This window comes from Nocardioides zeae (genome assembly GCF_030818655.1).
Lineage (GTDB): Bacteria > Actinomycetota > Actinomycetes > Propionibacteriales > Nocardioidaceae > Nocardioides > Nocardioides zeae_A.
In genome coordinates, this window is the sequence record NZ_JAUTAN010000001.1 from 3621647 (window position 1) to 3645282 (window position 23636).

Below are 23636 nucleotides of genomic sequence, written 5' to 3' on the forward strand. Positions count from 1 at the left end.
TGCTGCGGTGCCCGGCTCAGGTGCCCGCTGCCGGTGCGGCGGCGGGCGGCGTGTCGGGGGGGTGACCGTCGCCGGGCGCCCGGTCGACGGGGCGACCGCGCTCGGCGTCGATCAGGTCCGAGAGCCACCGGACCTCACGCTCGACCGACTCGACGCCGTGGCGCTGCAGCTCCGCGGCGTACTGGTCGACCTCCTGCTGGGTGCGCCGGAGGTCGGACTGCACGCGGTCCAGCCGCTCCTGCAGTCGGGTGCGCCGCCCCTCGAGGACCCGCAGGCGGATCTCCATGTCGGTGCGGCTGAAGAAGGCGAAGCGGATGTCGAAGGTGTCGTCCTCCCACGCGGCAGGACCCACCTCCGACATGAGGCGCTTGAACTCCAGCTTGCCGTCCTCGGTCACCTCGTAGACGATGCGCGGTCGCCGCGTCACGGGGGTGGTGGAGACCGTGGTCTCCGTGATGAGCCCGGTGCGCAGCATCCGCTTCAGCGCCGGGTAGAGCGAGCCGTAGGACAGCAGGCGACCCCACCCGAGCATCAGGTTCAGCCGCTTGCGCAGCTCGTAGCCGTGCATGGGTGCCTCGTGCAGCAGTCCGAGGACTGCTAGCTCGATGGTCTCTCCACGACGTGCCATGCGACCTATCGTAGCGATATATCCGCAACGGTGAACCACCGGTGAGCGCGCGTCGTCCGTCACGTGTCCGGGACGGGCCCACAGCGCGGGTGCGTACTCTGTCCGGGTTTGACCGCCCCCGCGGTACCCGCACAGCAGGAGGAACCCCCGCCCCATGTCTGGAAAGCGACGCGCCGACAGTCCCCCGCAGCAGGGGCGCAAGGGAGCGAAGGGCGCCAAGGGCCCGAAGCGGGCGCTCTGGAAGCGCCTGCTCCTGTGGTTCGCCGTCGTGTTCCTGTCCCTGTCGCTCGTGGCGGTCGGGAGCTTCATCGTGCTCTACCAGAGCATCGACATCCCGGACCCCAACTCGGACTTCCAGACGCAGACGACGAAGATCTACTACAGCGGCGGTGACGCGGAGATCGGGTCGTTCGCCACCCAGAACCGCGAGTCGATCACCTTCGACGAGATGCCGGAGACGGCCCGCGACGCCGTCGTGGCGGCCGAGGACCGCAGCTTCTGGACCAACCGGGGCATCGACCCGAAGGGCATCATGCGCGCGGCCTTCTCCAACGCCTCGGGCGGCTCCACGCAGGGCGCGTCCACGATCACGCAGCAGTACGTGAAGATCCTCTACCTCACGCAGGAGCGCACGCTGACGCGCAAGGCGAAGGAGGCGATCCTCTCGCTGAAGATCCAGCGCCAGCTCAGCAAGGAGCAGGTGCTGGAGGGCTACCTCAACACCATCTACTTCGGGCGCGGTGCGTACGGCCTCCAGGCCGCCGCCCAGGCGTACTTCGGCGTGCCCGCCAAGGACCTCACGCTCGCGCAGTCGGCCGTGCTCGCCTCGGTCATCAACAACCCGACGCGCTTCGACCCGGCCAACGGCCCCGACGCCGAGCAGCGGCTCCTCGGGCGCTACCAGTACGTGCTCGACGGGATGGTCGAGGCGGGCGACATCGCCGCCACCGACGCCGACGCGGTGCGCGACGCGCTGCCGGAGTTCCCCGTCATCGAGCAGAACGACACGTACGGCGGGCAGAGCGGCCACATGCTGACCCTCGTGCGCGAGGAGCTGTCGGACCTCGGGTTCAGCGCCTCCGAGATCGACGGCGGCGGCCTCCGCGTGGAGACCACCTTCACCGAGCAGGCGATGCAGGCGGCGGCCGACGGCGTCGCGGAGGAGTTCCCCGAGGGCTTCGCCAACTACTACGAGGACCCGGAGCAGAACCAGTCGGAGGCGCTCCACGTCGGCGTCGCGATGGTGGAGCCCAACACGGGGGCGCTGAAGGGCTTCTACGGCGGCCAGGACTACCTCGACTCGCAGCTCAACTGGGCGGCGCAGCTCGTGCAGCCGGGGTCGACCTTCAAGGCCTTCGCCGTCGCGGCGGCGCTGACCGACGGCTACTCGCTGCGCGACCGCTTCAACGGCAACTCGCCCTTCCGCACCGACGACGGCAGCGAGATCGAGAACCAGGGCAACCGGTCCTACGGTCAGGTCAGCCTCGAGACCGCCACCGAGGACTCGATCAACACCGCGTTCATCGAGCTCACCGAGGACATGGAGGACGGTCCGCAGCAGATCCTCGGCACGGCCAACCGCCTCGGCATCCCGTCCAACGACGGCGGCGACTTCGGCATCCCGACCGAGTCGCGCGGCCTCGACACCAACCTCGGTGTGTCGCTCGGCTCGGGCGACGTCAGCCCCATCAACATGGCCGCGGCCTACGGCGCGATCGCCAACGACGGCGTCTACAACCCCGTGCACGTCGTGCAGCGGGTGACCGACCGCTTCGGCACCGTCAAGTACGAGCACGAGAAGGCGCCCGAGCGGGCCATCTCCTCCGACGTCGCCGCGGACACGTCGTACGCGCTGCAGCAGGTCGTGCAGCAGGGCTCCGGCACGCGGGCGGGCGAGATCGACCGCCCCGCGGCCGGCAAGACGGGCACCGCCACCAACGACGACGGCGAGGTCTCGTCGTCGTGGTTCGTGGGCTACACCCCCCAGCTCGCCACGGCGGTCACCTACGTGCGGGGCACGGGCCGGATGCAGCTGCAGGGCTGGCTGCCGGAGTACTTCGGCGGTCGCTTCCCGGCCCAGACCTGGGCCGAGGTGATGGAGCGCGCCCTCGAGGGCACCGAGGAGATGGACTTCCCGGACCCGGTCTTCCTCGACGGTGACAGCGGCCGGCCGCAGGCGCCGCAGGGCGGCGGCAGCGGGAACGGCGGCGGCGGCTCCGACGACGAGCCGTCGCAGGCACCGTCGACGACCGCGCCGCCGACCACGACGGCCCCGCCGACGAGCGCGCCCGTCGAGCCTGAGCCGACCGAGGAGCCCCCGCCCGCCACGGAGACGGGCGAGCCCACCCCCGACCCGGAGCCGAGCGGTCCGCCGACGGGGCAGCCGACCGGACAGCCGACGGGCGAGCCCACGGGGATCCTGCCGGGCGGCGGCAGCCAGGGCCGCCAGGACTAGTCGGTGCGCCCCTCACCCGCGTCGCCGACGCTCGACGACCCGGCGGTCGCGCGGCTGAGCGAGGTGCTCGGCGGTCCGGGCGGCCTGCACGCGCGGGGCCGGTGGTGGACGCCCCTGGTCGTCGGCTGCCTCCTCGCCGGCTTCCTCGTGGCGCTCGGCGCGGGCCTGCGGGCGGGCTGCTCGACCGACGGCTGGACGGCCGACTCGCCGCGGTTCGCGCCCGGTTGCTTCTCCGCGCTCCCGCACGCGTACGTCGCGGGCGGCGGCGCCGAGGGCGTGTGGCCGTACGGCGAGCGCGTCGGCGACCCGTCGGCGACGCCCCCGGCGGGCGGGGCCCCCGCGCGCTACACGGTCGACGGCACGCAGGCGCTGGCGGGCGCGACGTACCTGCACGCGGCGCTGGCCTCGTTCGTCGCCCCCGGGGCCGACGTGCGCGAGGAGCGCGCGGGGCTGCCGGTGGCGGACCTCTACCGCGACCACGACGTGCGGGCGGAGGCCGCCGCGACCGTCCTCTGGGCTGCCGTGCTCGTCGGCCTCGCGGCGATGCTCGTGGTGCTCGTCGTCGCCCGGGTCCGACCGCTGCGGGCGTGGGACGGGGTGCTCGTGGCCGCCTCTCCGCTGCTCGTCGTCGCCGCGCTCGTCGACGTCGGGCTCGTCGGCGTGGCCCTCGCGGCCGGGGCGCTGCTGGCGGTACGCCGCGGGCAGGCCCTCGCCGCCGGACTGATGCTGGGCGCCGCGGTCACCCTCACGTGGGCCGCGTGGCTCGTGCTCGCCGGCCTCCTCGTCGCCCTCGCGGCGCGGGCGCTCGCGCGGGACACCGCCGCGCGCACCCCCGGCGCCGACCCGCTCACCCTCGTCCTGGTCACGGCGCTCACCTGGCTCGCCGTGTCGCTGCCCGCCCTCGTCACGGGCGCCGGCGTCTGGCGGGCCGGCTGGCGCGCCGCCCTCGACGACGCCGCGGGCACCGGGTCCGTCCGCTGGATCGGCACGGCCGCCGGCGGGGGCGAGCTCCCGGCGTACCCGCTCGTCGCCCTCGTCGTGCTCGCGCTGTGGATCGGCGCCGTCGCGGTGCTCGCGTTCCGGGCGCCGCGGCCCCCGCGACCGGAGCAGGCGGTGTTGCTCGTCGTGGTCGCCGGCGCCGTGCTGTTCGCCGCCGGGCCGGGCGACGTGCTCGTGGTGCTGCCGTTCGCCGTGCTGGCGCGGCCGCGGCTGGAGCCGCTGCTCACGTGGCAGGCCGTCGAGCTGGCCCACGCCGCCGTGCTCTGGTGGACGACCACCGGGGCCCTGGCGTCGGGGAGCTCGACCAACGACGCGCCCCTCGCCGCGCTCACCCTGCTGCGGGTGGTGGCGCTCCTCGCGCTCGCCGGATGGGTCGTGCGTGACGTCGCGATGCCGTCACGCGACCCCGTCGGGGTCGAGCGTCAGCTCACCTCGGTGCGGTCGAACGACGTCGCGGTGTAGCGCACCCGCACGTCGACCACGTCGCCGACGGCCGGCACGCGCGAGCCCGCCGGCAGGAAGAGCATCGAGGCCTGCATGTGGGGCGGCTCGGCGAAGAGCCGCTGCTTGCCGTCGATGGAGAACGGCGAGCGCACGAAGCCGACGGCGTCGAGCCCGCCCCGGGCCAGCGTCGCGGCGCGGGCCTTGAGGGACAGGTCGCCGGCGGGCGCCTCGAGGCCGATGCCGTGCGCCGTGCCGCCGGAGACGACGAGGATCGTGCCGGCCTTCGGCGCGGAGCGGCCGCGGTAGCCGAACACGTCGCCCCGCTCCACCGGGTGCGTGTCGAGCACGGTGGCGGTCACGCGGGTCGCGCCGCGGGCGCCCAGCCACAGCCCCGTGCCGGCGCGCGGGCGGAAGGTGTAGTCGGGGTACGCCGCGGCGAGCGTCGCGAGCTCCGCGTCGGAGAGGTGGCTGACCCAGATCGTCGTCGTGTGCAGGCCCGCGGCGATCACGTCGGTCATGAGCCGCCGCACCTCGCCCACGTGCGAGCCCTGCGCCAGCGGGAGGTGGAGCGCCACGCCCTGCAGCTGGGAGGCGAGCCCCCCGCGGGCCTCGAGCAGCGCCCCGGCCTCGCGGAGCTCGCGGGCCGAGAGACCGTGGCGCAGCATGGACGTCGTGCGCTCCAGGACGAAGCGGGCGGACGGGTCGTGCGCGAGCAGCGCCTCGACGTCCTCGAGCCGGCTGACGGTGTGGATGACGCGGCGGGTTAGGGGGCTGCCGGGCGCGAGCTCGAGCGCGGCGCCGAACGGGCGCCACGGGGTGAGCACCAGCAGCGAGCCGTCGAAGCGGTTGGCGACCTCGCCGAGCTCCTCGTGGATGCCGACCGCGATGGTGTCGACGCCCAGCCAGGTGGACTTGCGGGCCAGCCGGCCCAGGCCGAAGCCGTAGCCGTTGCCCTTGAGCACGGGCACGAGGCCCGGGTGGGCCGCCGCGAAGGACTGCAGGTGGTCGCGCCAGACGGGACCGTCGACGTTCAGGACCAGGCTCATCGTCGTACCTCTCTCAGCGCCGGCTCATGTAGAGGTCGAACGCCTTGTAGAGCAACCGGTTGACGGGGAGGTCCCACTCCCCGACGTGCTCCACGGCCTCGCCGCCCGTGCCGACCTTGAACTGGATGAGGCCCACGTGGGAGTCGTCGGCGTCGAGGGTCTCGGTGATGCCGCGCAGGTCGTAGACGTCGCAGCCCGCGGCCAGGGCGGCCCGGACCATCGCCCACTGCACGGCGTTGGAGCCGCGCACGTCGCGCTTCGCGGTGGAGGAGGCGCCGTAGGAGTACCAGTAGTGGGCACCGACCCGGATCGCGATGGTCGCGGCGACGAGGTCGCCCTCGTGGTGGGCGAGGAAGAAGGTGAACCGGTCGGGCTCCTCCGCGTTGAGCGCGTCGCGCATCGTGCGGAAGTAGGCCAGGGGGCGCGGGGTGAAGTGGTCCCGCTCCGCCGTGTGCACGTAGAGCGCGTGGAACGCCTCGAGCGCGGCGTCGTCGACCGACGTCGTCACCTCGACGCCCGCCTTGTCGGCCTTCTTGATGTTGCGGCGCCACAGCTGGTTCATGCCCTTGAGCACCTCGGCCTCCGTGCGCGGCTCGCCCTCGGGCGTGCGCAGCGGGACCTGGAAGTTGAAGGCGGGCTGGCCCGCCGCGAAGCCGCCCTCGGCCTCGAGCTTGCGCCAGCCGAGCTCCTGGAGCTGCGACACCACGGTCGCGCCGGCGGCCGACCGCTCCGTCGGGGGCAGCTGGCCGAGGCGGCGGACCTCCGGGTCGGCCACGCCCTCCTTCACGGTCGCGGCGTCCCAGCGGGCGACGACGACGGGCGGCCCGATGCGGATGCCGAAGGCGCCCTGGCCCTTGAGGTGGGTCGTGAGCGGGCGGAGCCACCCCTCGAGGTCACCGTCGGCGTAGTCGATGACGGGACCCTCCGGCAGGTAGGCCAGGTAGCGCTTCACCTTGGGCACCTGGCGGTAGAGCACGAGCGCCGCGCCCACGAGCTCGGCGCCGGCGAACCAGCCGACCGACTCGCGGCGCCACTCGGCCTTCACCGCGCCCCACGCGGGGGTCTGCAGGAAGCTCGCCGAGCGACGGCTGCGGACGAACGCGAGGTGCTCCTCTCCCGTGATCGTGCGCACGGCCAGCGGGCCGCGGGCGGTGACCGGGGCGGAGGGGGTCGTCGTCGTCACGGGAGCGAGGCTACCGGTGGGCGGGGCGGTGCTCGGGGCGGTGCTCGGGGGCCCGTCAGAGCCGCTCGCGCAGCCAGGCGAAGTCGGCGACGTGCTCGTCGGCCCCGCCGGGCGTCTCGCAGATCACCGGGGCGCCCGCGTCGCGCACGACGGAGGCCAGCAGGTCGGGGTCGATGCGGCCGGCGCCGAAGTTGGCGTGGCGGTCGGCGCCCGAGTCGAAGTCGTCGCGGCTGTCGTTGGCGTGGACGAGGTCGATGCGTCCCGTGATGGCGCGGACGTCCTCCACCACCGACTCCAGCGCGTTGCCGCCGGCGTGCGCGTGGCAGGTGTCGAGGCAGAACCCGACCTGGTCGGCCCCCTCGGCGGACCCGATGGCGTTCCACACGCCCTGGATACGCTCGAGGTAGCGCGTCATGGCGTTGTCGCCGCCCGCCGTGTTCTCGATGAGCAGCGGCACCTTGATGTCGGTGGCCTCGACGGCCTTGCGCCAGTTGTCGAAGCCCTTCGCCGGGTCGTCGGCCTTGTTGACGTGGCCGCCGTGGACGATCAGGCCGAGCGCACCGATCTCCGCCGCGGCGTCCATGTGCTGCTGGAGCAGCTTGCGGCTGGGGATGCGGATGCGGTTGTTCGTCGTCGCGACGTTGACGATGTAGGGCGCGTGCACGTAGATCCCGACCCCGGCGGCGGCCGCGGCCTCCCGGAGCGCGGCGGGACCCCCGGCGTACGCCACCTCGGGACCCTTGTAGCCCTGCGGGTCGCCGAGGAACATCTGGACGACGGGGGCCTGCCGGGCCTGCGCCTCGGCGATCGGGTCGGTCTGGTCGACGTGCGCACCGATGACGAGCTCGCTCATGCCGGCCATCGTAGGCAGCGGCACGGACGGTCCTGACCGGTCGATCCCGCGCCCTGTCCCCGCGCGGGGCGGGCCTGTGGAGGATTTCTCCGGCGTCGTACGGCGCTGCTAGTCTCACGCGTCTGCTCTGCGCCCACCGACGGGTGGCGGAGCAGCGAACCACCCGCCGCCCTCCCGGGGAGGCGGGTGACGCAGAGCCCTCCTGCCACGGAGAGACCGTGGTCGCCTAGTCCAGAGGAGGTGGAGACCGCTGTGCGTAGCTATGAACTGATGGTCATCCTCGACCCGAGCATCGAGGAGCGCACCGTCGGCGCGTCCCTCGACAAGTACCTGAACGTCGTCCGGAACGACGGTGGCACGGTCGAGAACGTCGACGTGTGGGGCAAGCGCCGCCTCGCCTACGAGATCAAGAAGAACGCCGAGGCCATCTACGCCGTCGTGACCCTGCAGGCCGAGCCTGCCACGGTCAAGGAGCTCGACCGCCAGCTCACGCTGAACGAGTCGATCCTCCGCACGAAGGTCATCCGGCCCGACATCCGCGGCTGACTCGATCCGAGTCGTCCTGATCGAGCTGTGGATCGCGGGTCGCCAGGCAGCGTCGCTTCGGCGACGATGACCGGCACACCCGTCGCGCAGCCCGACCGGGGCACCGACGTCCCGAACGAGGAGACCTGACATGGCAGGCGAGACCGTCATCACCATCGTCGGCAACTTGACCGACGACCCCGAGCTCCGCTTCACCCCCTCCGGGGCTGCGGTCGCCAACTTCACCGTCGCGTCGACGCCGCGCAACTTCAACCGGCAGACGAACGAGTGGGAGGACGGCGAAGCCATGTTCCTCCGCTGCTCGATCTGGCGGCAGGCGGCCGAGAACGTGGCGGAGTCCCTGCAGCGCGGCATGCGTGTCGTCGTGCAGGGTCGGCTGAAGGCCCGCAGCTACGAGACCCGCGAGGGCGAGAAGCGCACCGTCTTCGAGGTCGAGGTCGAGGAGATCGGTCCGTCGCTCAAGTTCGCGACCGCGAAGGTCACCCGCGCCGGAGGCGGCGGGGGCGGACAGCGCGGTGGCGGCGGTGGCTACGGCGGGGGCCAGGGCGGTGGTGGCGGCTTCGGCGGCGACGACCGTGGCCCCTCCCGCTCGTCCGGTCCCGCGGCCGACGACCCGTGGGCCTCGCCCGCGCCGTCGGGTGGCGGCGGGTCGCGCGGTGGCCAGTCCGGTGGCGGCGCCGACCCCTGGGGTGCCCCGGGTGTCGGCGGCGGCTCCGACGAGCCCCCGTTCTGATCCTGTCCTGATCCTCGCGGCGTCGCGTCGCACGCGACACCCATGACGGCCCCCGGGCCGTCCGAACCAACCATCGACCCATTCCGGCAACTGAGCCGGGCTTTCTCGTGAGGAGAGCACCACAATGGCGAAGCCAGTCATCCGCAAGCCCAAGAAGAAGCAGAACCCGCTCAAGGCGGCCGACGTCAAGGTCATCGACTACAAGGACGTCAACCTGCTCCGCAAGTTCATCTCGGACCGCGGCAAGATCCGCGCGCGCCGCGTCACCGGCGTCACCGTCCAGGAGCAGCGCAAGATCGCCATGGCGATCAAGAACGCCCGCGAGGTCGCTCTGCTGCCCTACTCGTCCGCCGGTCGCTGAGAAGGGGAGTCAGAGAACCATGAAGCTCATCCTGACCCAGGAAGTCGACGGCCTCGGTGCCGCCGGCGACGTCGTCGACGTGAAGCCGGGCTACGGCCGCAACTACCTCGTGCCCCGCGGTGTCGCCATCGCGTGGACGCGCGGTGCGGAGAAGACCGTCGAGTCGATCAAGGCCGCGCGGTCCGCGCGCGCCGTGCGCGACCAGGCGCACGCCGAGGAGATCAAGTCCAAGCTCCAGGGCGCGACGGTCGACGTCAAGGTCCGTGCCGGCCAGGGCGGCCGCCTCTTCGGTGCCGTCACGGTCGCCGAGATCGCCGAGGCGATCACGGGCGCCACGGGCGAGTCCGTCGACAAGCGCACGATCGTGGTCACCAACCCGATCAAGTCGCTCGGCGCGCACAACGTGTCGGTCAAGCTGCACGACGAGGTGTCGGCCGCCGTGTCGATCAACGTGCAGGCTGCCTGACCCCAGCTCCACCACGACGGGCCGCCCTCCTCGGAGGGCGGCCCGTTCTGCGTTCGGGGGGCCGACACTTTCCCCGGTCGACCGGGGAACACGCCGCTTAGACCATCAACATTGATACGCGAAGTGACACTTTCCCCGGTCGACCGGGGAAAGTGACGCCCGGTCAGGCCGCCCCCGTCACCATCCAGGCGTCGGTGCGCGCGCGGCGCAGCAGCACGACGGCGCGGGCGCCCATGAACACGAACGTCAGCGCGACCCACACCGCGACCAGGTGGGGCGCGAGCAGGGCCAGACCGAGCACGACCGGCGCGTAGACGACGAGCACCGCCAGGCCGCCCCAGGCGAGGTAGACCCCGTCGCCCGCCCCGATGAGCACCCCGTCGAGCACGAACACGACCCCCGCCAGGGGCTGGCCCAGCGCGATCACGAGGAGCGCGGCCGTCAGCAGGGGGTGGACCGACGCGTCGGGCGTGAACAGCCGCGGCAGCCACGGGCTCGACGCCGCGAGCAGCACGCCGGTGACGACCCCGCTGCCGACACCCCACTGCACCATCCGGCGGGTGGTGTCGCGGGTCCCCTCCCGGTCCCCCGCCCCGAGGGACCGGCCCGTGAGCGCCTGGGCGGCAATGGCGATGGCGTCGAGCACGAAGGCGAGGAAGCCCCACAGCGTCGCCGCCAGCTGGTGCGCGGCGAGGGTCACCGCCTCGTCGGCGCCGGTGCCGCGCACGGCGGTCAGGGTCGCGGCGTACGTCGTCACGATCAGCGCCGCTCGCAGCGTCAGGGTGCGCACGACGAGGGGCACGCCGGCGCGCCCGGCGGCGCGGATGCCCGGGAGGCGGGGGCGCAGCGACGCCCCGTGGCGGTGGGCGCCGCGGGCGACCACGACGACGAGGGCGAGCGCACTGAGGGTCTGCGCGATCACCGACCCGAGGGCGGAGCCCGCGATGCCCAGGGCCGGGACGGGCCCGGCGCCGAAGACGAGCACCAGGTTGAGCACGACGTTGAGGGCGTTGCCGGCGATCGCGACGACGAGCGGGGTGGTCACGTCCTGCAGCCCGCGGAGCACGCCGGTGGCGGCGAGCATGACGAGCAGGGGGACGGCGCCGAGCAGGGAGACGCGGAGGTACGTCGCCCCCAGGTCCGTCACGGCCTCGCCGGCGCCGAAGACGGCCACGAGCGGACGGGACAGCGGGATGCCGACGGCCATGACGAGCACGCCGAGGAGCACGGCGAGCCAGATGCCGTCGATGCCCTGGTCGAGGGCCCTGCGCAGGTCCCCCGCACCGAGGAGGCGCGCGACCGCCGCGGTCGTCCCGTAGGCGAGGAAGACGCACAGTCCCACGAAGGTCTGCAGCACGACCGCGGCGATGCCGAGACCGGCCAGCTCGGCCGTGCCCAGGTGGCCGACGATGGCCGCGTCCGCGAGGAGGTAGAGGGGCTCGGCGACCAGCGCGAGGAACGCGGGCACGGCGAGGCGGAGGATCTCGCGGTCACGTGGTCCGAGCACCGACCGATCCTAGGAGGGTGCTCCGTCGCCCCCGAGGGCGGCCGGAGGTCCCGACTCGCCCGGGTTCGATGGACAAAGCGGCGGCCTGTGTGTAAAGGGGGTCCTCCTGTGCATAGCGGTGGTACCCGGTGCCGTCCGAAACGCCTCTCGGCGTGTCGTGCGACCGATTGCAATCCACAGGTCAGAAGTTTTCATCCACAGGGTGGAGAACCCGTTGCCGCAGGTCACAGGCCTGCGGGCCGACTAGCGGGCGCCGTTCCCACAGGCTTGTCCCCAGCAAGGGACGGTCCAGCGGCGTGTCCTCCACCGTTATCCACCGGTTCTCCACAGGCCCTGTGGACAAGGTGCTGTCGGAGGGGCGCCGCGCCACGTACGTTCAGCCGTCGCGGGACGACCCGGCTGGGTCGCCGCGAAACTGTCGGTGGTCCCCGGCACCCTCGTCCCGAGGGCCTGGACCGGCCCGTCGGCGGCTCGAGATCGGAGGCAGCGTGAGCGTCGCGCACACGGACCAGTCGTTCGCCGAACCTCCTCCGGAGGAGTGGGGCGACGGGCCGTCGTCGTACGCGCCGGGCGAGGCCCCCCAGCGCTCCGGCGGCGACCGCACGCCCCCGCAGGACAACGCGGCGGAGCAGTCGGTCCTGGGGTCCATGCTGCTGAGCAAGGACGCGATCGCCGACGTCGTGGAGACGATCCGCGGCACCGACTTCTACCGCCCGGCCCACGAGGCCGTCTTCGACGCGATCATCGACCTCTACGGCCGCGGCGAGCCCGCCGACCCCGTGACCGTGGCCGCCGAGCTCCAGCGCAAGGGCGAGCTGCAGCGGGTGGGGGGAGCGCCCTACCTGCACACCCTGTCGGCCAACGTGCCCATCGCGGCCAACGCGGGGTACTACGCGGAGATCGTGCGCGAGAAGTCCGTGCTCCGGCGCCTCGTGGAGGCCGGCACGCGGATCGTCCACATGGGGTACGCCGGGGAGGGCGAGGTCGACGACATCGTCGACGTCGCCCAGGCCGAGGTCTTCAAGCTCGCCGAGAAGCGGTCGGGCGAGGACTACGCGCCGCTGGCGGACATCATGGAGGGCGTCCTCGACGAGATCGAGGCGATCGGCAACCGCGACGGCGGGGTCTACGGCGTGCCGACGGGCTTCGCCGACTTCGACGAGCTGACCAACGGCCTGCACTCCGGGCAGATGATCATCATCGCGGCGAGGCCTGCCATGGGGAAGGCGCTCGCGCTCGACACCCCGCTCCCCACCCCGACGGGTTGGACCACGATGGGTGAGGTCGCTGTCGGCGACGAGCTCGTGGACGCCGACGGTCGGGCGACGCGCGTCGTCGCGGCGACCGAGGTGATGGTCGACCGCCCCTGCTACGAGGTCGTCTTCTCCGACGGCACGACGATCGTCGCCGACGCGGAGCACCAGTGGCTCACCGAGACCAGAGCGGCGCGGAAGTCGGCGTGGGCGGCGGCCAACAACTACAACCGAGCCCGCAACCACAACATCCGGGCGTCCGTCGTGACGACCGAGCAGATCGCCGCCACCGTGCGAGTCGGCGCCGAGCAGCGGGCGAACCACGCGGTCCTCAACGCCGCGCCACTCACCGGCCACGACGCGGCGTTGCCGGTCGCGCCGTACACGCTGGGCGCCTGGCTCGGCGACGGTCACACCGCGCTGGGAATCGCCTGACGTCCGAGACGCCGGAGATCCCGATGCACGTCGAGGCGGACGGCTACGCGGTCGAGCCACGGGGCGGGATGACTTACTCGATCCGGCTCGCCCCCGAGGAGTCGATCGACGGGTGCTGCCTCTCGTGCGGTGCACCCCTGCCAGGCCCCCGGCCGCGGTGCGTCACCTGCTGGGCGGACCACGGCACCTTCACCGCTCTGCTGCGGAAGGCGGGTGTGCTCGGGCGCAAGCACATTCCCGCCGCCTACCTGCGTGCCCCCGAGGCTGACCGTCGAGCCCTGCTCGCCGGCCTGCTCGACACCGATGGCACGGTCGTCAAAGGTGTTGGCTCCTGCCAGTTCGCGGTGACGGATCAGCGCCTGGCTGACGACGTGCACGAGCTGGTCGTCTCGCTCGGCTACCGGTGCGGTCGCACGACGAGGGCTGTCAAGGGCCGCGACGCGGCGCACTCGGTGTGCCACATCCTCAACTTCTCGACGACCGACGACGTCTTCCGCCTCGAGCGCAAGCACCTGCTCCACAAGGAGGAGCGCCCGACGAGCACGGCTCGGATCGGGCGTCGCTACATCACCGAGGTCCGCCCGGTGCCCTCCGTCCCCGTGCGGTGCGTGCAGGTCGACAACGAAGCGCACCTCTACCTCGCGGGCCGGTCGATGGTGCCGACGCACAACTCCACCCTGGCCCTCGACTTCTGCCGCGCGGCCTCGATCCACAACAACATGACGAGCGTCTTCTTCAGCCTGGAGATGAACCGCGCCGAGATCACGATGCGTCTGCTCTCGGCCGAGGCGCGGGTGCCGCTCAACCACATCCGCAACGGCCAGATGACCGACGACGACTGGACGAAGCTCGCCACGAAGATGGGTGAGGTCTCCAGCGCGCCCATGTTCATCGACGACAGCCCCAACATGACGATGATGGAGATCCGGGCGAAGGCGCGGCGGCTCAAGCAGAAGCACGACCTGCGCCTCGTCGTCATCGACTACCTGCAGCTCATGAGCTCCGGCAAGAAGGTCGAGAGTCGCCAGCTCGAGGTCTCGGAGTTCTCCCGCCAGATCAAGCTGCTGGCCAAGGAGCTCGAGGTGCCGGTCATCGCGCTGTCGCAGCTCAACCGTGGCTCGGAACAGCGCGCCGACAAGCGACCGATGGTCAGCGACCTGCGCGAGTCCGGCTCCATCGAGCAGGATGCGGACATGGTCATCCTGCTGCACCGCGACGACGTCTACGAGAAGGAGTCGACGCGCCCCGGCGAGGCCGACCTCATCGTGGCCAAGCACCGCAACGGCGCGACCCGCGACATCGTCGTGGCGTTCCAGGGCCACTACTCGCGGTTCGTGGACATGGCGCAGTGACGGCCGGCGAGCGTCCCCTCGAGCCCGGGGTCCGCACGGACCTCCGCTCGACGATGGACTACGGGTCCTACCTCGACCTCGACCGCCTGCTCTCGGCGCAGCACCCGGTCAGCGACCCGGTGCACCCCGACGAGCTGCTCTTCATCGTCCAGCACCAGACGACCGAGCTGTGGTTCAAGCTCGTGCTCCACGAGCTGCGCTCCGTGCGCGGCTACCTCGACGCCGACGACGTCAGCCGCGCCCGCAAGGCGCTGGCGCGCGTGAAGCACATCTTCAAGACGCTCGCCGAGCAGTGGTCGGTGCTCGCGACGCTCACCCCGAGCGAGTACGCGGAGTTCCGCGGCTCCCTCGGCGCGTCATCGGGCTTCCAGTCCCACCAGTACCGCGCTGTCGAGTTCATCCTCGGCAACAAGAACGCCCGCATGCTCGAGGTCTTCGACGCCAAGCCCGCGGCTCGGGCCGAGCTCCAGGGCCTCCTCGACACCCCGACCGTGTACGACGCGTTCCTCCGCCTCCTGGCCCGCCGGGGCCACGCGGTGCCGGCGGACGTGCTCGAGCGGGACGTGCGCGCGGCGTGGGTCGAGGTCCCCGGCCTCGTCCCGGTGTTCCAGCGGATCTACGGTGACACGTCGTCGGCCTGGGAGGAGTACGCGACCTGTGAGGACCTCGTCGACCTGGAGGACGCGTTCCAGTTCTGGCGCTTCCGCCACCTGCGCACCGTGCAGCGCACCATCGGGTTCAAGCCCGGCACCGGCGGCAGCTCCGGCGTCGGCTTCCTCCGTCGCGCGCTCGACCTCACCTTCTTCCCCGAGCTCTACAGCGTGAGGACCGGTATCAGTGGCTGACATCCTCGACCTCCTCCCGACGCACCTCGTCGACCGGGCGGCGGCCCTCGACGCCGCCGACCCGCTCGCGGAGCACCGCAGCGCGTTCGTGCTGCCCGAGGGCGTCGTGGCCTATCTCGACGGCAACTCGCTGGGCCGGCCGCTGGCCAGCACGGCGGAGCGGCTCCGCACCTTCGTCGACACCGAGTGGGGCGAGCGCCTCATCCGGTCGTGGGACGAGCGCTGGATGACCCGGCCGACGGAGCTCGGCGACCTCATCGGCCGCGCGGCTCTCGGCGCTGCGGCCGGGCAGACGGTGGTCGCGGACTCCACCACCGTGCTGCTCTACAAGCTCGCCCGCGCGGGGGTGGCCGCCCGACCCGGGCGCACCGAGATCGTCGCCGACTCGGAGAACTTCCCGACGGACCGCTTCGTGCTGGAGGGCATCGCGGCCGAGCTGGGGCTGAGCATGCGATGGATCCGTCCCGACCCCGCCACCGGCGTGACGCTGGAGGAGGTCGAGGCGGTCGTGGGGGAGCAGACCGCTCTCGTCGCGCTCAGCCACGTCGCCTACAAGTCGGCCTACATCGCCGACCTCCCCGGGATCACCGCCGCGGTCCACCGGGTGGGCGCCCTCGTGCTCTGGGACCTGTCCCACTCGGTGGGCTCGGTCGAGGTCGACCTCGACGCGGCGGGCGTGGACCTCGCGACCGGCTGCAGCTACAAGTACCTGAACGGCGGGCCCGGGGCGCCGGCGTTCGCCTACGTCAACGCGGCGCTCCAGCACGAGGTGACCCAGCCGATCGCCGGGTGGATGGGCCATGCGGACCCGTTCGCGATGGGCGAGGGCTACGAGCCGGCACCGGGCATCCGACGGTTCATCAGCGGCACGCCCCCCATCCTCGGCATGCTGCCGCTCGAGGACATGGCGCGGCTCGTCGAGCGGGTCGGGATCCGCGTCGTACGGGCGAAGTCACGGGAGCTGACGGCGTTCGCGATCGCGGTCGCCGACGAGGCCCTCGCCCCGCTCGGCGTCACCGTCGCCTCACCGCGTGACCCCGACCGGCGGGGCGGGCACGTCACGCTCGAGCACCCGGCGATGGCCGCCGTCGTCGAGGAGCTGTGGCGGCGCGGGGTCGTCCCCGACTTCCGCCGGCCCATGGGTCTGCGGGCGGGCATGTCGCCGCTGAGCACGAGCTTCACCGAGGTGGCCGTGGCGCTGGCCCACGTGGCGGACCTCCTGCAGGAGGGGCGCGCCTGAGCGGGCGTCATCCGCGCCGCTGGGCGGCGAGCCAGGTGTGGTCGCGGATCGCGGCGCTCACCTCGGCCCGGAGGCGCTGCGCGTCCGGCCCCCGGTAGAGGTCCCGCCCGCGGAACACCGAGTCCTCCCGGTGCGGACTCCCGTCGTGGATGCGCCGCGCGAGGGCGGTGAGGTAGTCGTGGCCGTCGGCCCGGTACGCCGCGAGCTCGCCCTCGTCGAGGCGCACCAGCGCGGAGTCGTCGGCCATGCTCCCGACGACGTACCGCGCGTCGAGGAGGAGGACGCCCCGCTCCTCGACGAGGAACCACGCGCCGGGCTCGTGGTCGACGTAGTGCATCGCGTCCCGTGCTGCGGCCACCCGGGCCTCGTCGCCCCACTCCTCCACGGGCGGCACCGGACCCATCGGGCGGCGCTGGGCCCGGTCCAGCGACGTGCGGGCGACGGCCGGAGCGCCTCCGCGTGGCAGGGTCAGGCAGAGCACGGTGGCGCAGGTCGTGCAGGTCAGGTGGGCCTCCACCCGTTCCATGAGCCCGGACGTCGCGAGGGGGAGCACGTCGCCGAGCGGCACCCACGACGGGTCCTCCCGCAGGCGGCCGTCGGCCACCGCCGCCGCGAGCGTGCCGACCGTCGCCTCGAGGTCCAGCGCGTCGCCCGGTCCCCGCACGAGGAGGTCGCCGCACGTGGGGCAGAAGTCGGTGTCGGGCTGGTGGTCGCGGCCGGGCTGCTTGAGGCTGACGGTGAGGGCCAGCAGGTTGCCGGACTCGTTCCAGCCCCGGCGGTCGCGGTAGTCGCAGCGGGCGTAGGCCTCGCCCAGGACGAAGTACGGCGTGCCGAAGCCCCCGAAACCGCGACGGGTGCCGAGCGCGGCGCGCAGCACGTCGAGGGTGTCGTCGCCCGCGCCGAGCCACGCGGTGAGGTCGAGCCCGCGGGGCACGCCCGGGACCGGCACGACGTGGAGGGTGACCGCGGCAACGATTCCGTCCTGCAGGAGGACCTCCCCGCCCGAGGCGAACCTCAGCCGCCGAGACCGGCGCGGCGGCTCCCCGACCAGCCGTTCCTCCTCGACGGACGCCGGCTCACCGCCGAACGCGGCGACGAGCCGCGCCACCGCGGGATCGGCCTCGTCCGCCGCCAGGGCGTCGACGGCCAGCGACAACCGGGTGCCGGTCCGCCACGTCTGCATCCCGCGATTGTCCCGCACCCCGCCCGCGTCGACGGGGACGACGTCGTCGTGCATCGTTGTGCCCGGCCACCACGCTGTGCGGCGGGGCCCGACGAACGGAGGAGCGCGTGGAGACGATCGAGACGCGGCGGCAGGGTCACGTGCGGGTGCTGCGGGCCGCGTACGCCGTCGTGGCACTGCTGGCCCTGGCCCACGGCGTGCTGACGCTCGTGGAGCGCTGGCACGTCCTGCAGTCGGTGCAGGACGGCGCCGGCCTGGTGTGGTTCTCGTCGTGGACGCTGCCGCCCCTCGTCGTCGCGCTCGCCGCGGCCGTCGTCCTCCTCGCGACGCTGCTGGCGGCGCGGGCGCGCCGGCCCGGGTACGTCGCGGCGACCGCCGCGCTGCTCGTGCCCCTGTGGGCGGTGTCGCCGGCAGGGCCGTGGGAGCCGGCGATGCCCGGGATCTGGGCCTACGCCCCCACGGCGTGGAGGTCCGACCTCTCGCCCGACCCGTTCCTCCTGGCCGTCGCCATCGACAGCACCACCGTCGTCGGCGCCGTGGTGCTGCTCGCGCTGGTGGGCCGGACCGGGCGCCCCACCCCGTCGGACGTCATGCGCCCCGGCGCCCCCGGCGACCGCACCGCATGACGTCCTGGGGTGGGTGGGGGCGCCGGGCATCATCGGGGGCATGGCTACCGACCACGTGGTGCTCCGTCCCGACGACGAGGGCGTCGACGCCTACCGCCTGCTGACGGCGCTCGTCGTGCCGCGGCCCATCGCCTGGGTCTCGACGATCTCCGCGGACGGGGTGGGCAACCTCGCGCCGTACTCCTTCTTCACCGTCGCGAGCGCCGACCCCCCGGTGGTGCAGGTGACGTCGGTGGGCGAGAAGGACACGTTGCGCAACGCCCGCGCCACGGGCGAGCTCACGATCAGCCTCGCCAGTGAGCCGCTGATCGACGCCGTCAACGCGACGAGCGCCGGCGTCGACCCGGACGTCGACGAGGCCGACCGGGTCGGGCTCCAGATGGCCCCCAGCCGGGTCGTGGCGCCGCCGCGCGTCGCGGGCTCGCCGGCGTCGCTGGAGTGCCGGCTGCGCACCACCATCCCCGTCGGCGGAGCGACCCTCCTGCTCGCCGACGTCGTCGCGTTCACGATCGACCCCGTTGTGCTCGACGGGGACCACCCCCGCTTCGACCTGCTCGCCCCGCTGGCCCGTCTCGGCGGCACCGAGTGGGGCCTGCCGGGCGAGGTCGTCACCCGCGACCGGCCGAGCTGAACGCGTCGGATGGCCGCACCGATCGTCGCGACCGCCGCCGCGGGCTGGGCCCTGGGCGCGCTGGTCGGTCTCCCGCTGCTCCTCGTGGTCGGGTCCGCGGCGGACACCCTGGACGCCGACGTGGGCCTGGGCACGCCGTTCCTCGCCCTCGTGGCGAGCGGCCTGGTCGCGGTGGCGGTCCACCTCGCGACCCGGCCCCCGCGACCCGCGCTCGCCGACCTCGCCGCCGCTCGTCAGCGCGGCGGTGAGGGCGTCGGTCGCGACGCGGACACGCGCGGCTCCTGGCTCAGCGCGGCGGGACTGGTCCCGCTGCTCGGGTTGGTGCTGCTGCTCCTCGCCCTGCCCATGGACTGGCCCAACCTGCGCGACCGGGAGCCGACGCCCAGCGGTCAGCGGGTGCCCCGGCTCGTCCTGACCGTGGTCGTGCTGGCCGGGCTCGTCGCCGTCGTCGGCGCTGCCCTCGCGGCGGCCCGGCGGGCCGAGCGACGACTGTTCGCCGAGCTCACGGGCCCCCTGCCCGAGGGCGCCGCACCGACGCCCGGCCGGCTCGCCGCGGCGCTGAGCCTGCGGCCCGTCGACGTCACCCTCGGGGGTGTCGGCGCGCTCGTCGCCTGCTGGTGCAGCGCCGTCGCGGCGATGACCGTGACGCCGGCACCCCTGGTCGCGGCCGCCGCCGTGGTCGTGGGCGGCGCCTCCCTCGCCGTACCGCTCCCGGGGGCGCGGCGCGCGCTCGACCGCGTCGCGCACGACCGCGCGATCCTGCGGGCGCGGTTCGGGGACCACCCCGCGTAGTCCCCGACGTCCCTACCCGCCGACGTACGCCGCGAGGTGCTGCCCGGTGAGCGTCGAGCCGTCCGCGACGAGGTCGGCGGGCGTGCCCTCGAAGACGACACGGCCACCGTCGTGCCCCGCACCGGGACCGAGGTCGATGATCCAGTCGGCGTGCGCCATGACCGCCTGGTGGTGCTCGATGACGACGACGGACTTGCCCGCGTCGACGAGCCGGTCGAGCAGGGCCAGGAGCTGCTCGACGTCGGCGAGGTGGAGGCCGGTGGTGGGCTCGTCGAGCACGTACGTGTCGCCCTTCTCGCCCATCCGCGTCGCCAGCTTGATCCGCTGCCGCTCGCCGCCGGAGAGGGTGCTGAGCGGCTGGCCGAGGGTGACGTACCCCAGCCCCACGTCCGCCAGGTGCGTGAGGATCCTGTGGGCCGCGGGCAGCTTGCCGTCGCCGTCGGCGAAGAACGCGACCGCCTCGGCGACGGGCAGGTCGAGGACGTCGGCGATGGAGCGCCCGCCGAAGGTGTAGTCGAGCACGTCGGCGGAGAACCGCCGCCCCTCGCAGACCTCGCAGGTCGACGTCACCGTCGCCATCGGCCCCAGGTCGGTGACGATGGTCCCCGCGCCGTTGCAGTGGGGGCACGCGCCCTCGGAGTTGGCGCTGAACAGCGCGGGCTTCACCCCGTTGGCCTTCGCGAAGGCCTTGCGGATGGGCTCCAGCAGACCCGTGTACGTCGCGGGGTTGCTCCGTCGCGAGCCCTTGATCGCCGTCTGGTCGACGACGACGACGCCCTCCCGCTTCGCCATCGCCCCGTGGATGAGGGAGCTCTTGCCGGAGCCGGCGACGCCGGTGACGACGGTCAGCACGCCGAGCGGCACGTCGACGTCCACGGACCGGAGGTTGTGGGTGTCCGCGCCGCGGATCTCCAGGTGCTCGGTGGCCCGCCGCACCTCGGGCTTGAGCGCGACGCGGTCGTCGAGGTGGCGGCCGGTGAGGGTGTCGCTGGCCCGCAGCCCCTCGACCGTGCCCTCGAAGACGATCTCGCCGCCCGCGGCGCCGGCCCGGGGGCCGAGGTCGACGACGTGGTCGGCGATCGCGATGGCCTCGGGCTTGTGCTCGACCACGAGCACCGTGTTGCCCTTGTCGCGCAGCCGCAGGAGCAGCTCGTTCATCCGCTGGATGTCGTGGGGGTGCAGCCCGATCGTGGGCTCGTCGAACACGTAGGTCACGTCGGTCAGCGACGACCCGAGGTGCCGGATCATCTTCGTGCGCTGCGACTCGCCGCCCGACAGGGTGCCGGAGGGGCGGTCGAGCGAGAGGTACCCGAGGCCGATGCCCACGAACGAGTCGAGCAGGTCGCGCAGGTTGCGCAGCAGGGGCGCGACCGACGGCTCGTCGAGGGTGCCCACCCAGGCGGCGAGGTCGCTGATCTGCATCGCGCAGGCGTCCGCGATGGAGATGCCGCCGACCTTCGACGACCGCGCCGCCTCGGTCAGGCGCGTGCCCCCGCACTCGGGACAGGTGGTGAAGGTGACGGCCCGGTCGACGAACGCCCGCACGTGCGGCTGCATCGCCTCCCGGTCCTTGGACAGGAACGACTTCTGGATCTGGGGGATGAGGCCGAGGTAGGTCAGGTTGACCCCGTCGACCTTGATCTTCGTCGCCTCCTTGTGGAGGAGGTCGTCGAGCTCGCGCCGCGTGTAGTCCCCGATCGGCTTGTCCGGGTCGAACCAGCCGCAGCCGCGGAAGATCCGTCCGTACCAGCCCTCCATGCTGTAGCCCGGGATGGTGAGGGCGCCCTCGTTGAGGGACTTGGACGCGTCGTACAGCGCCGTGAGGTCGATGTCGTTGACCGCGCCGCGGCCCTCGCACCGCGGGCACATGCCGCCGAGCACCGAGAAGCTGCGGCGCTCCTTGACCTCGCGCCCGCCCTTGGACGTGGTGACCGCGCCGGCGCCGCTGATGGAGGCGACGTTGAAGGAGAACGCCTGCGGCGGACCGACGTGGGGCTGCCCGAGCCGGCTGAAGAGGATGCGGAGCATCGCGTTCGCGTCGGTCGCCGTGCCCACCGTCGACCGCGGGTCGGCGCCCATGCGCTCCTGGTCGACGATGATCGCGGTGGTCAGCCCCTCGAGCACGTCGACGTCGGGGCGGGCCTGGGAGGGCATGAACCCCTGGACGAACGAGCTGTAGGTCTCGTTGATCATCCGCTGCGACTCGGCGGCGATCGTCGCGAACACGAGCGAGCTCTTGCCCGAGCCGGACACGCCGGTGAAGACCGTCAGGCGCCGCTTGGGCAGCTCGACGCTCACGTCCTTCAGGTTGTTCTCGCGCGCCCCGACGACGCGGATCAGGTCGTGGGTGTCGGCGGCGTGGGGGCTCATGCGGGCCATCCTCCGGGACGGTCGGCGGGCGGGGTGGTCAGGCGCGCTGCTGGATCCGCAGCTCGTTGCCGGCGGGGTCGCGCACGGCGCAGTCGCGCGTGCCGTAGTGCTGGTCCATCGGCTCCTGCACGACGTCGGCGCCGCGGGCGACGAGCCGCTCGAAGGCGGCGTCGACGTCCGGTACGGCGAGGTTGACGCCGAAGTAGGCGCCCTTGGCGACGATGCCCTCCAGCGTCGCGACCTCCTCGGGCGTCAGGCCCGGGATCGAGGCCGGCGAGTGGAGCACGATCGCCGTGTCCGGCTGGCCGGCCGGTCCGACGGTGATCCACCGCATGCCCTCGTACCCGACGTCGTTGCGCACCTCGAAGCCGAGCACGTCGCGGTAGAACGCGAGCGAGACGTCCGGGTCGACGTGGGGGAGGAAGGTGGCGTTGATGGTGATGTCCATGGCGGGAAACGCTACGATCGCCCGCCGGGGGTCGCTTCTCGATTCCTGACCGGTCGGGTGACGCGGCGGGCGACGCAGGGCACGAGAGCCGCGGCCGCGTGCTCCGGCTGCGCCCGGTAGGCGCTGGGGGACATCCCGACGAGCTCGCTGAACCGCGTGCTGAAGGTGCCGAGCGACGAGCAGCCCACCGCGAAGCAGATGTCGGTGACGTTGCGGTCGGTCGTGCGCAGCAGGGTCATGGCCCGCTCGATGCGGCGGGTCATGAGGTAGGAGTACGGCGACTCCCCGTAGGCCCGCTTGAACTCGCGGCTCAGGTGGCCCGCCGACAGGTGCACGCCGGCCGCGAGCGCGGCCACGTCGAGCGGCTGCGCGTGCTCCCGGTCCATCCGGTCGCGGACCCGCCGCAGCAGCGTCAGGAGCGTGAGGTCGGCCCCGCTGGTCACGGCGCGATCGTCCCACAGGGGGGCCGCCCGCCCGGGTGTAACGCGGTGTCCGGGCTACTCCACACGCGGTCGACCACCGCAGAAGTAGCAGGAACACCGCGTTACATGAGCTGAGGGGGCGGTACGGCGGACGCGGCGCCCCCTCCTGACCGAGACTCGCTCGTGTGAAGCAGCGCGAGCCCTCCGGTCTGTGGGTGTACGAGATCCCGTGCCCGCCGCAGGCGCCCTCGCCGCCACCGCCGCGGGCGTCACGGGTCGTCGTGGGGACGATGGCCGTCGTCGGCGTGCTCGTCGCCGGGTGTCTCGCCTTCCTCGCCGTCGCGTTCTACGAGTACGCCGACCACGACCGCCTGGAGTTCATCGAGGACGACACCATCCTGTTCGCGATCAACCCCGTCTGCGCCGAGGTCGAGCGCCTCGGCGACCAGATCGCACGCCCGGCGGAGGACCTCGAGCGGCGGCGCGCGCAGGTCGACGCCGTCCTGGCGGCCGCGCGACCGATCCCCGCCACGGTGCTCGCCCTCGACGACGACGTGCTCGACGGCGACCAGCCGGCCCGTGCGTGGGCGGCGGACTGGGGGCGGGTCATCGACGCGCTGACCGTCTACCGGCAGTCCCTCGACGACGACCCGGAGACGGCCCTGTTCCGCATGCCGTCGACGGAGGACGGCTACACCCTCACCTTCCGGATGGACACCGCCGTCGAGGGCTGCGTGCTCCCGGCGGCGATCGAGTCGCTGGCGGAGGACCCGCCCCGCTCGGCGGCCGAGGCCGAGCACGCGAACGGGCTGGACTGA

The 23636-nt window shown here is 73.1% G+C and carries 22 protein-coding genes and 2 pseudogenes; 15 read left to right on the forward strand and 9 right to left on the reverse strand.

Annotated elements, in window-relative coordinates; translation table 11 throughout:
• Positions 1-16: 16 nt before the first annotated feature.
• The gene (locus tag QE405_RS17160; RefSeq protein ID WP_307202966.1) at positions 17-628 is read right to left on the reverse strand and encodes a PadR family transcriptional regulator; all 612 of its coding nucleotides are present in this window, start codon (positions 626-628) and stop codon (positions 17-19) included.
• A gap of 154 nt (positions 629-782) precedes the next feature.
• Here QE405_RS17160 and QE405_RS17165 point away from each other — a divergent pair, with 154 nt between their 5' ends.
• Both QE405_RS17165 and QE405_RS17170 read left to right on the forward strand, forming a co-directional pair.
• Positions 783-3083: a transglycosylase domain-containing protein gene (locus QE405_RS17165; RefSeq protein WP_307202968.1), complete on the forward strand. Its 2301-nt coding sequence runs from the start codon at positions 783-785 to the stop codon at positions 3081-3083.
• 3 nt (positions 3084-3086) lie between these two features.
• Positions 3087-4544: a hypothetical protein gene (locus QE405_RS17170; RefSeq protein WP_307202970.1), complete on the forward strand. Its 1458-nt coding sequence runs from the start codon at positions 3087-3089 to the stop codon at positions 4542-4544.
• Here QE405_RS17170 and QE405_RS17175 read toward each other — a convergent pair.
• From QE405_RS17175 to QE405_RS17185, 3 genes are read right to left on the reverse strand one after another with little or no spacing between them, the layout of a single operon-like run.
• Positions 4505-5572, reverse strand: coding sequence for an alanine racemase (locus tag QE405_RS17175; RefSeq protein WP_307202972.1), 1068 nt, complete (start codon positions 5570-5572; stop codon positions 4505-4507). The genes QE405_RS17170 and QE405_RS17175 overlap by 40 nt on opposite strands.
• Positions 5573-5585: 13 nt before the next feature.
• Positions 5586-6755 carry a lipid II:glycine glycyltransferase FemX gene (locus QE405_RS17180; RefSeq protein WP_307202974.1) on the reverse strand — a complete coding sequence of 390 codons (1170 nt, stop codon included), beginning with the start codon at positions 6753-6755 and terminating at the stop codon, positions 5586-5588.
• Positions 6756-6810: 55 nt separating this feature from the next.
• Positions 6811-7608, reverse strand: coding sequence for a deoxyribonuclease IV (locus QE405_RS17185; RefSeq protein ID WP_307202976.1), 798 nt, complete (start codon positions 7606-7608; stop codon positions 6811-6813).
• Between the two features lie 252 nt (positions 7609-7860).
• Here QE405_RS17185 and rpsF point away from each other — a divergent pair, with 252 nt between their 5' ends.
• From rpsF to rplI, 4 genes are all read left to right on the forward strand, one after another.
• A complete protein-coding gene (gene rpsF, locus QE405_RS17190; RefSeq protein WP_307202978.1) occupies positions 7861-8154 on the forward strand; it encodes a 30S ribosomal protein S6 in 294 nt (97 codons plus the stop codon).
• Between the two features lie 130 nt (positions 8155-8284).
• The gene (locus QE405_RS17195; protein ID WP_307202980.1) at positions 8285-8887 is read left to right on the forward strand and encodes a single-stranded DNA-binding protein; all 603 of its coding nucleotides are present in this window, start codon (positions 8285-8287) and stop codon (positions 8885-8887) included.
• A gap of 124 nt (positions 8888-9011) precedes the next feature.
• Positions 9012-9248, forward strand: a complete 237-nt coding sequence (gene rpsR / locus QE405_RS17200; RefSeq protein WP_163771524.1) for a 30S ribosomal protein S18 — start codon at positions 9012-9014, stop codon at positions 9246-9248.
• 19 nt (positions 9249-9267) lie between these two features.
• Complete coding sequence (gene rplI / locus QE405_RS17205) at positions 9268-9714, forward strand: 50S ribosomal protein L9 (protein ID WP_163771526.1); 447 nt, start codon at positions 9268-9270, stop codon at positions 9712-9714.
• Between the two features lie 163 nt (positions 9715-9877).
• Here the strand turns inward: rplI and QE405_RS17210 are convergent, their stop codons facing one another.
• A complete protein-coding gene (locus QE405_RS17210) occupies positions 9878-11221 on the reverse strand; it encodes an MATE family efflux transporter (protein ID WP_307202982.1) in 1344 nt (447 codons plus the stop codon).
• Between the two features lie 488 nt (positions 11222-11709).
• Between QE405_RS17210 and QE405_RS17215 the strand changes: the two genes are divergently transcribed.
• From QE405_RS17215 to QE405_RS17230, 5 genes and pseudogenes are all read left to right on the forward strand, one after another.
• Complete coding sequence (locus QE405_RS17215; RefSeq protein WP_307202985.1) at positions 11710-12909, forward strand: DnaB-like helicase N-terminal domain-containing protein; 1200 nt, start codon at positions 11710-11712, stop codon at positions 12907-12909.
• A 68-nt stretch (positions 12910-12977) separates the two neighbouring features.
• A pseudogene (locus QE405_RS21000) lies at positions 12978-13253 on the forward strand (hypothetical protein); the annotation flags it as partial.
• Between the two features lie 327 nt (positions 13254-13580).
• Positions 13581-14261: pseudogene (locus tag QE405_RS21005) on the forward strand (replicative DNA helicase); the annotation flags it as partial.
• Entirely contained in the window at positions 14258-15106 is an 849-nt protein-coding gene (locus QE405_RS17225) for a tryptophan 2,3-dioxygenase (protein ID WP_307202989.1), read from the forward strand. The pseudogene QE405_RS21005 and the gene QE405_RS17225, both read left to right, overlap by 4 nt.
• The gene (locus tag QE405_RS17230) at positions 15099-16346 is read left to right on the forward strand and encodes a kynureninase (protein WP_307202991.1); all 1248 of its coding nucleotides are present in this window, start codon (positions 15099-15101) and stop codon (positions 16344-16346) included. Before QE405_RS17225 ends, QE405_RS17230 begins: the two co-directional genes overlap by 8 nt.
• Positions 16347-16353: 7 nt before the next feature.
• Here QE405_RS17230 and QE405_RS17235 read toward each other — a convergent pair whose 3' ends face one another.
• Positions 16354-17529, reverse strand: a complete 1176-nt coding sequence (locus QE405_RS17235) for a hypothetical protein (protein WP_307202993.1) — start codon at positions 17527-17529, stop codon at positions 16354-16356.
• A 107-nt stretch (positions 17530-17636) separates the two neighbouring features.
• On the opposite strand from QE405_RS17235, the gene QE405_RS17240 reads away from it, so the two are divergent.
• From QE405_RS17240 to QE405_RS17250, 3 genes are read left to right on the forward strand one after another with little or no spacing between them, the layout of a single operon-like run.
• Positions 17637-18155: a hypothetical protein gene (locus QE405_RS17240; protein ID WP_307202994.1), complete on the forward strand. Its 519-nt coding sequence runs from the start codon at positions 17637-17639 to the stop codon at positions 18153-18155.
• Between the two features lie 40 nt (positions 18156-18195).
• The gene (locus tag QE405_RS17245) at positions 18196-18786 is read left to right on the forward strand and encodes a flavin reductase family protein (protein ID WP_307202996.1); all 591 of its coding nucleotides are present in this window, start codon (positions 18196-18198) and stop codon (positions 18784-18786) included.
• 9 nt (positions 18787-18795) lie between these two features.
• Positions 18796-19578: a hypothetical protein gene (locus QE405_RS17250; RefSeq protein ID WP_307202998.1), complete on the forward strand. Its 783-nt coding sequence runs from the start codon at positions 18796-18798 to the stop codon at positions 19576-19578.
• 12 nt (positions 19579-19590) lie between these two features.
• Here the strand turns inward: QE405_RS17250 and QE405_RS17255 are convergent, their stop codons facing one another.
• Genes QE405_RS17255 through QE405_RS17265 form a run of 3 tightly spaced genes read right to left on the reverse strand, consistent with a single transcriptional unit; the run spans position 19591 to position 22839 of the window.
• Positions 19591-21948, reverse strand: a complete 2358-nt coding sequence (locus QE405_RS17255; RefSeq protein ID WP_307202999.1) for an excinuclease ABC subunit UvrA — start codon at positions 21946-21948, stop codon at positions 19591-19593.
• Positions 21949-21985: 37 nt separating this feature from the next.
• The gene (locus QE405_RS17260; protein ID WP_307203002.1) at positions 21986-22396 is read right to left on the reverse strand and encodes a VOC family protein; all 411 of its coding nucleotides are present in this window, start codon (positions 22394-22396) and stop codon (positions 21986-21988) included.
• An 11-nt stretch (positions 22397-22407) separates the two neighbouring features.
• Positions 22408-22839 (reverse strand): helix-turn-helix transcriptional regulator, encoded by a 432-nt coding sequence (locus QE405_RS17265; protein WP_444939689.1) that lies wholly within the window; start codon positions 22837-22839, stop codon positions 22408-22410.
• 164 nt (positions 22840-23003) lie between these two features.
• Between QE405_RS17265 and QE405_RS17270 the strand changes: the two genes are divergently transcribed.
• Complete coding sequence (locus tag QE405_RS17270; RefSeq protein ID WP_307203004.1) at positions 23004-23636, forward strand: hypothetical protein; 633 nt, start codon at positions 23004-23006, stop codon at positions 23634-23636.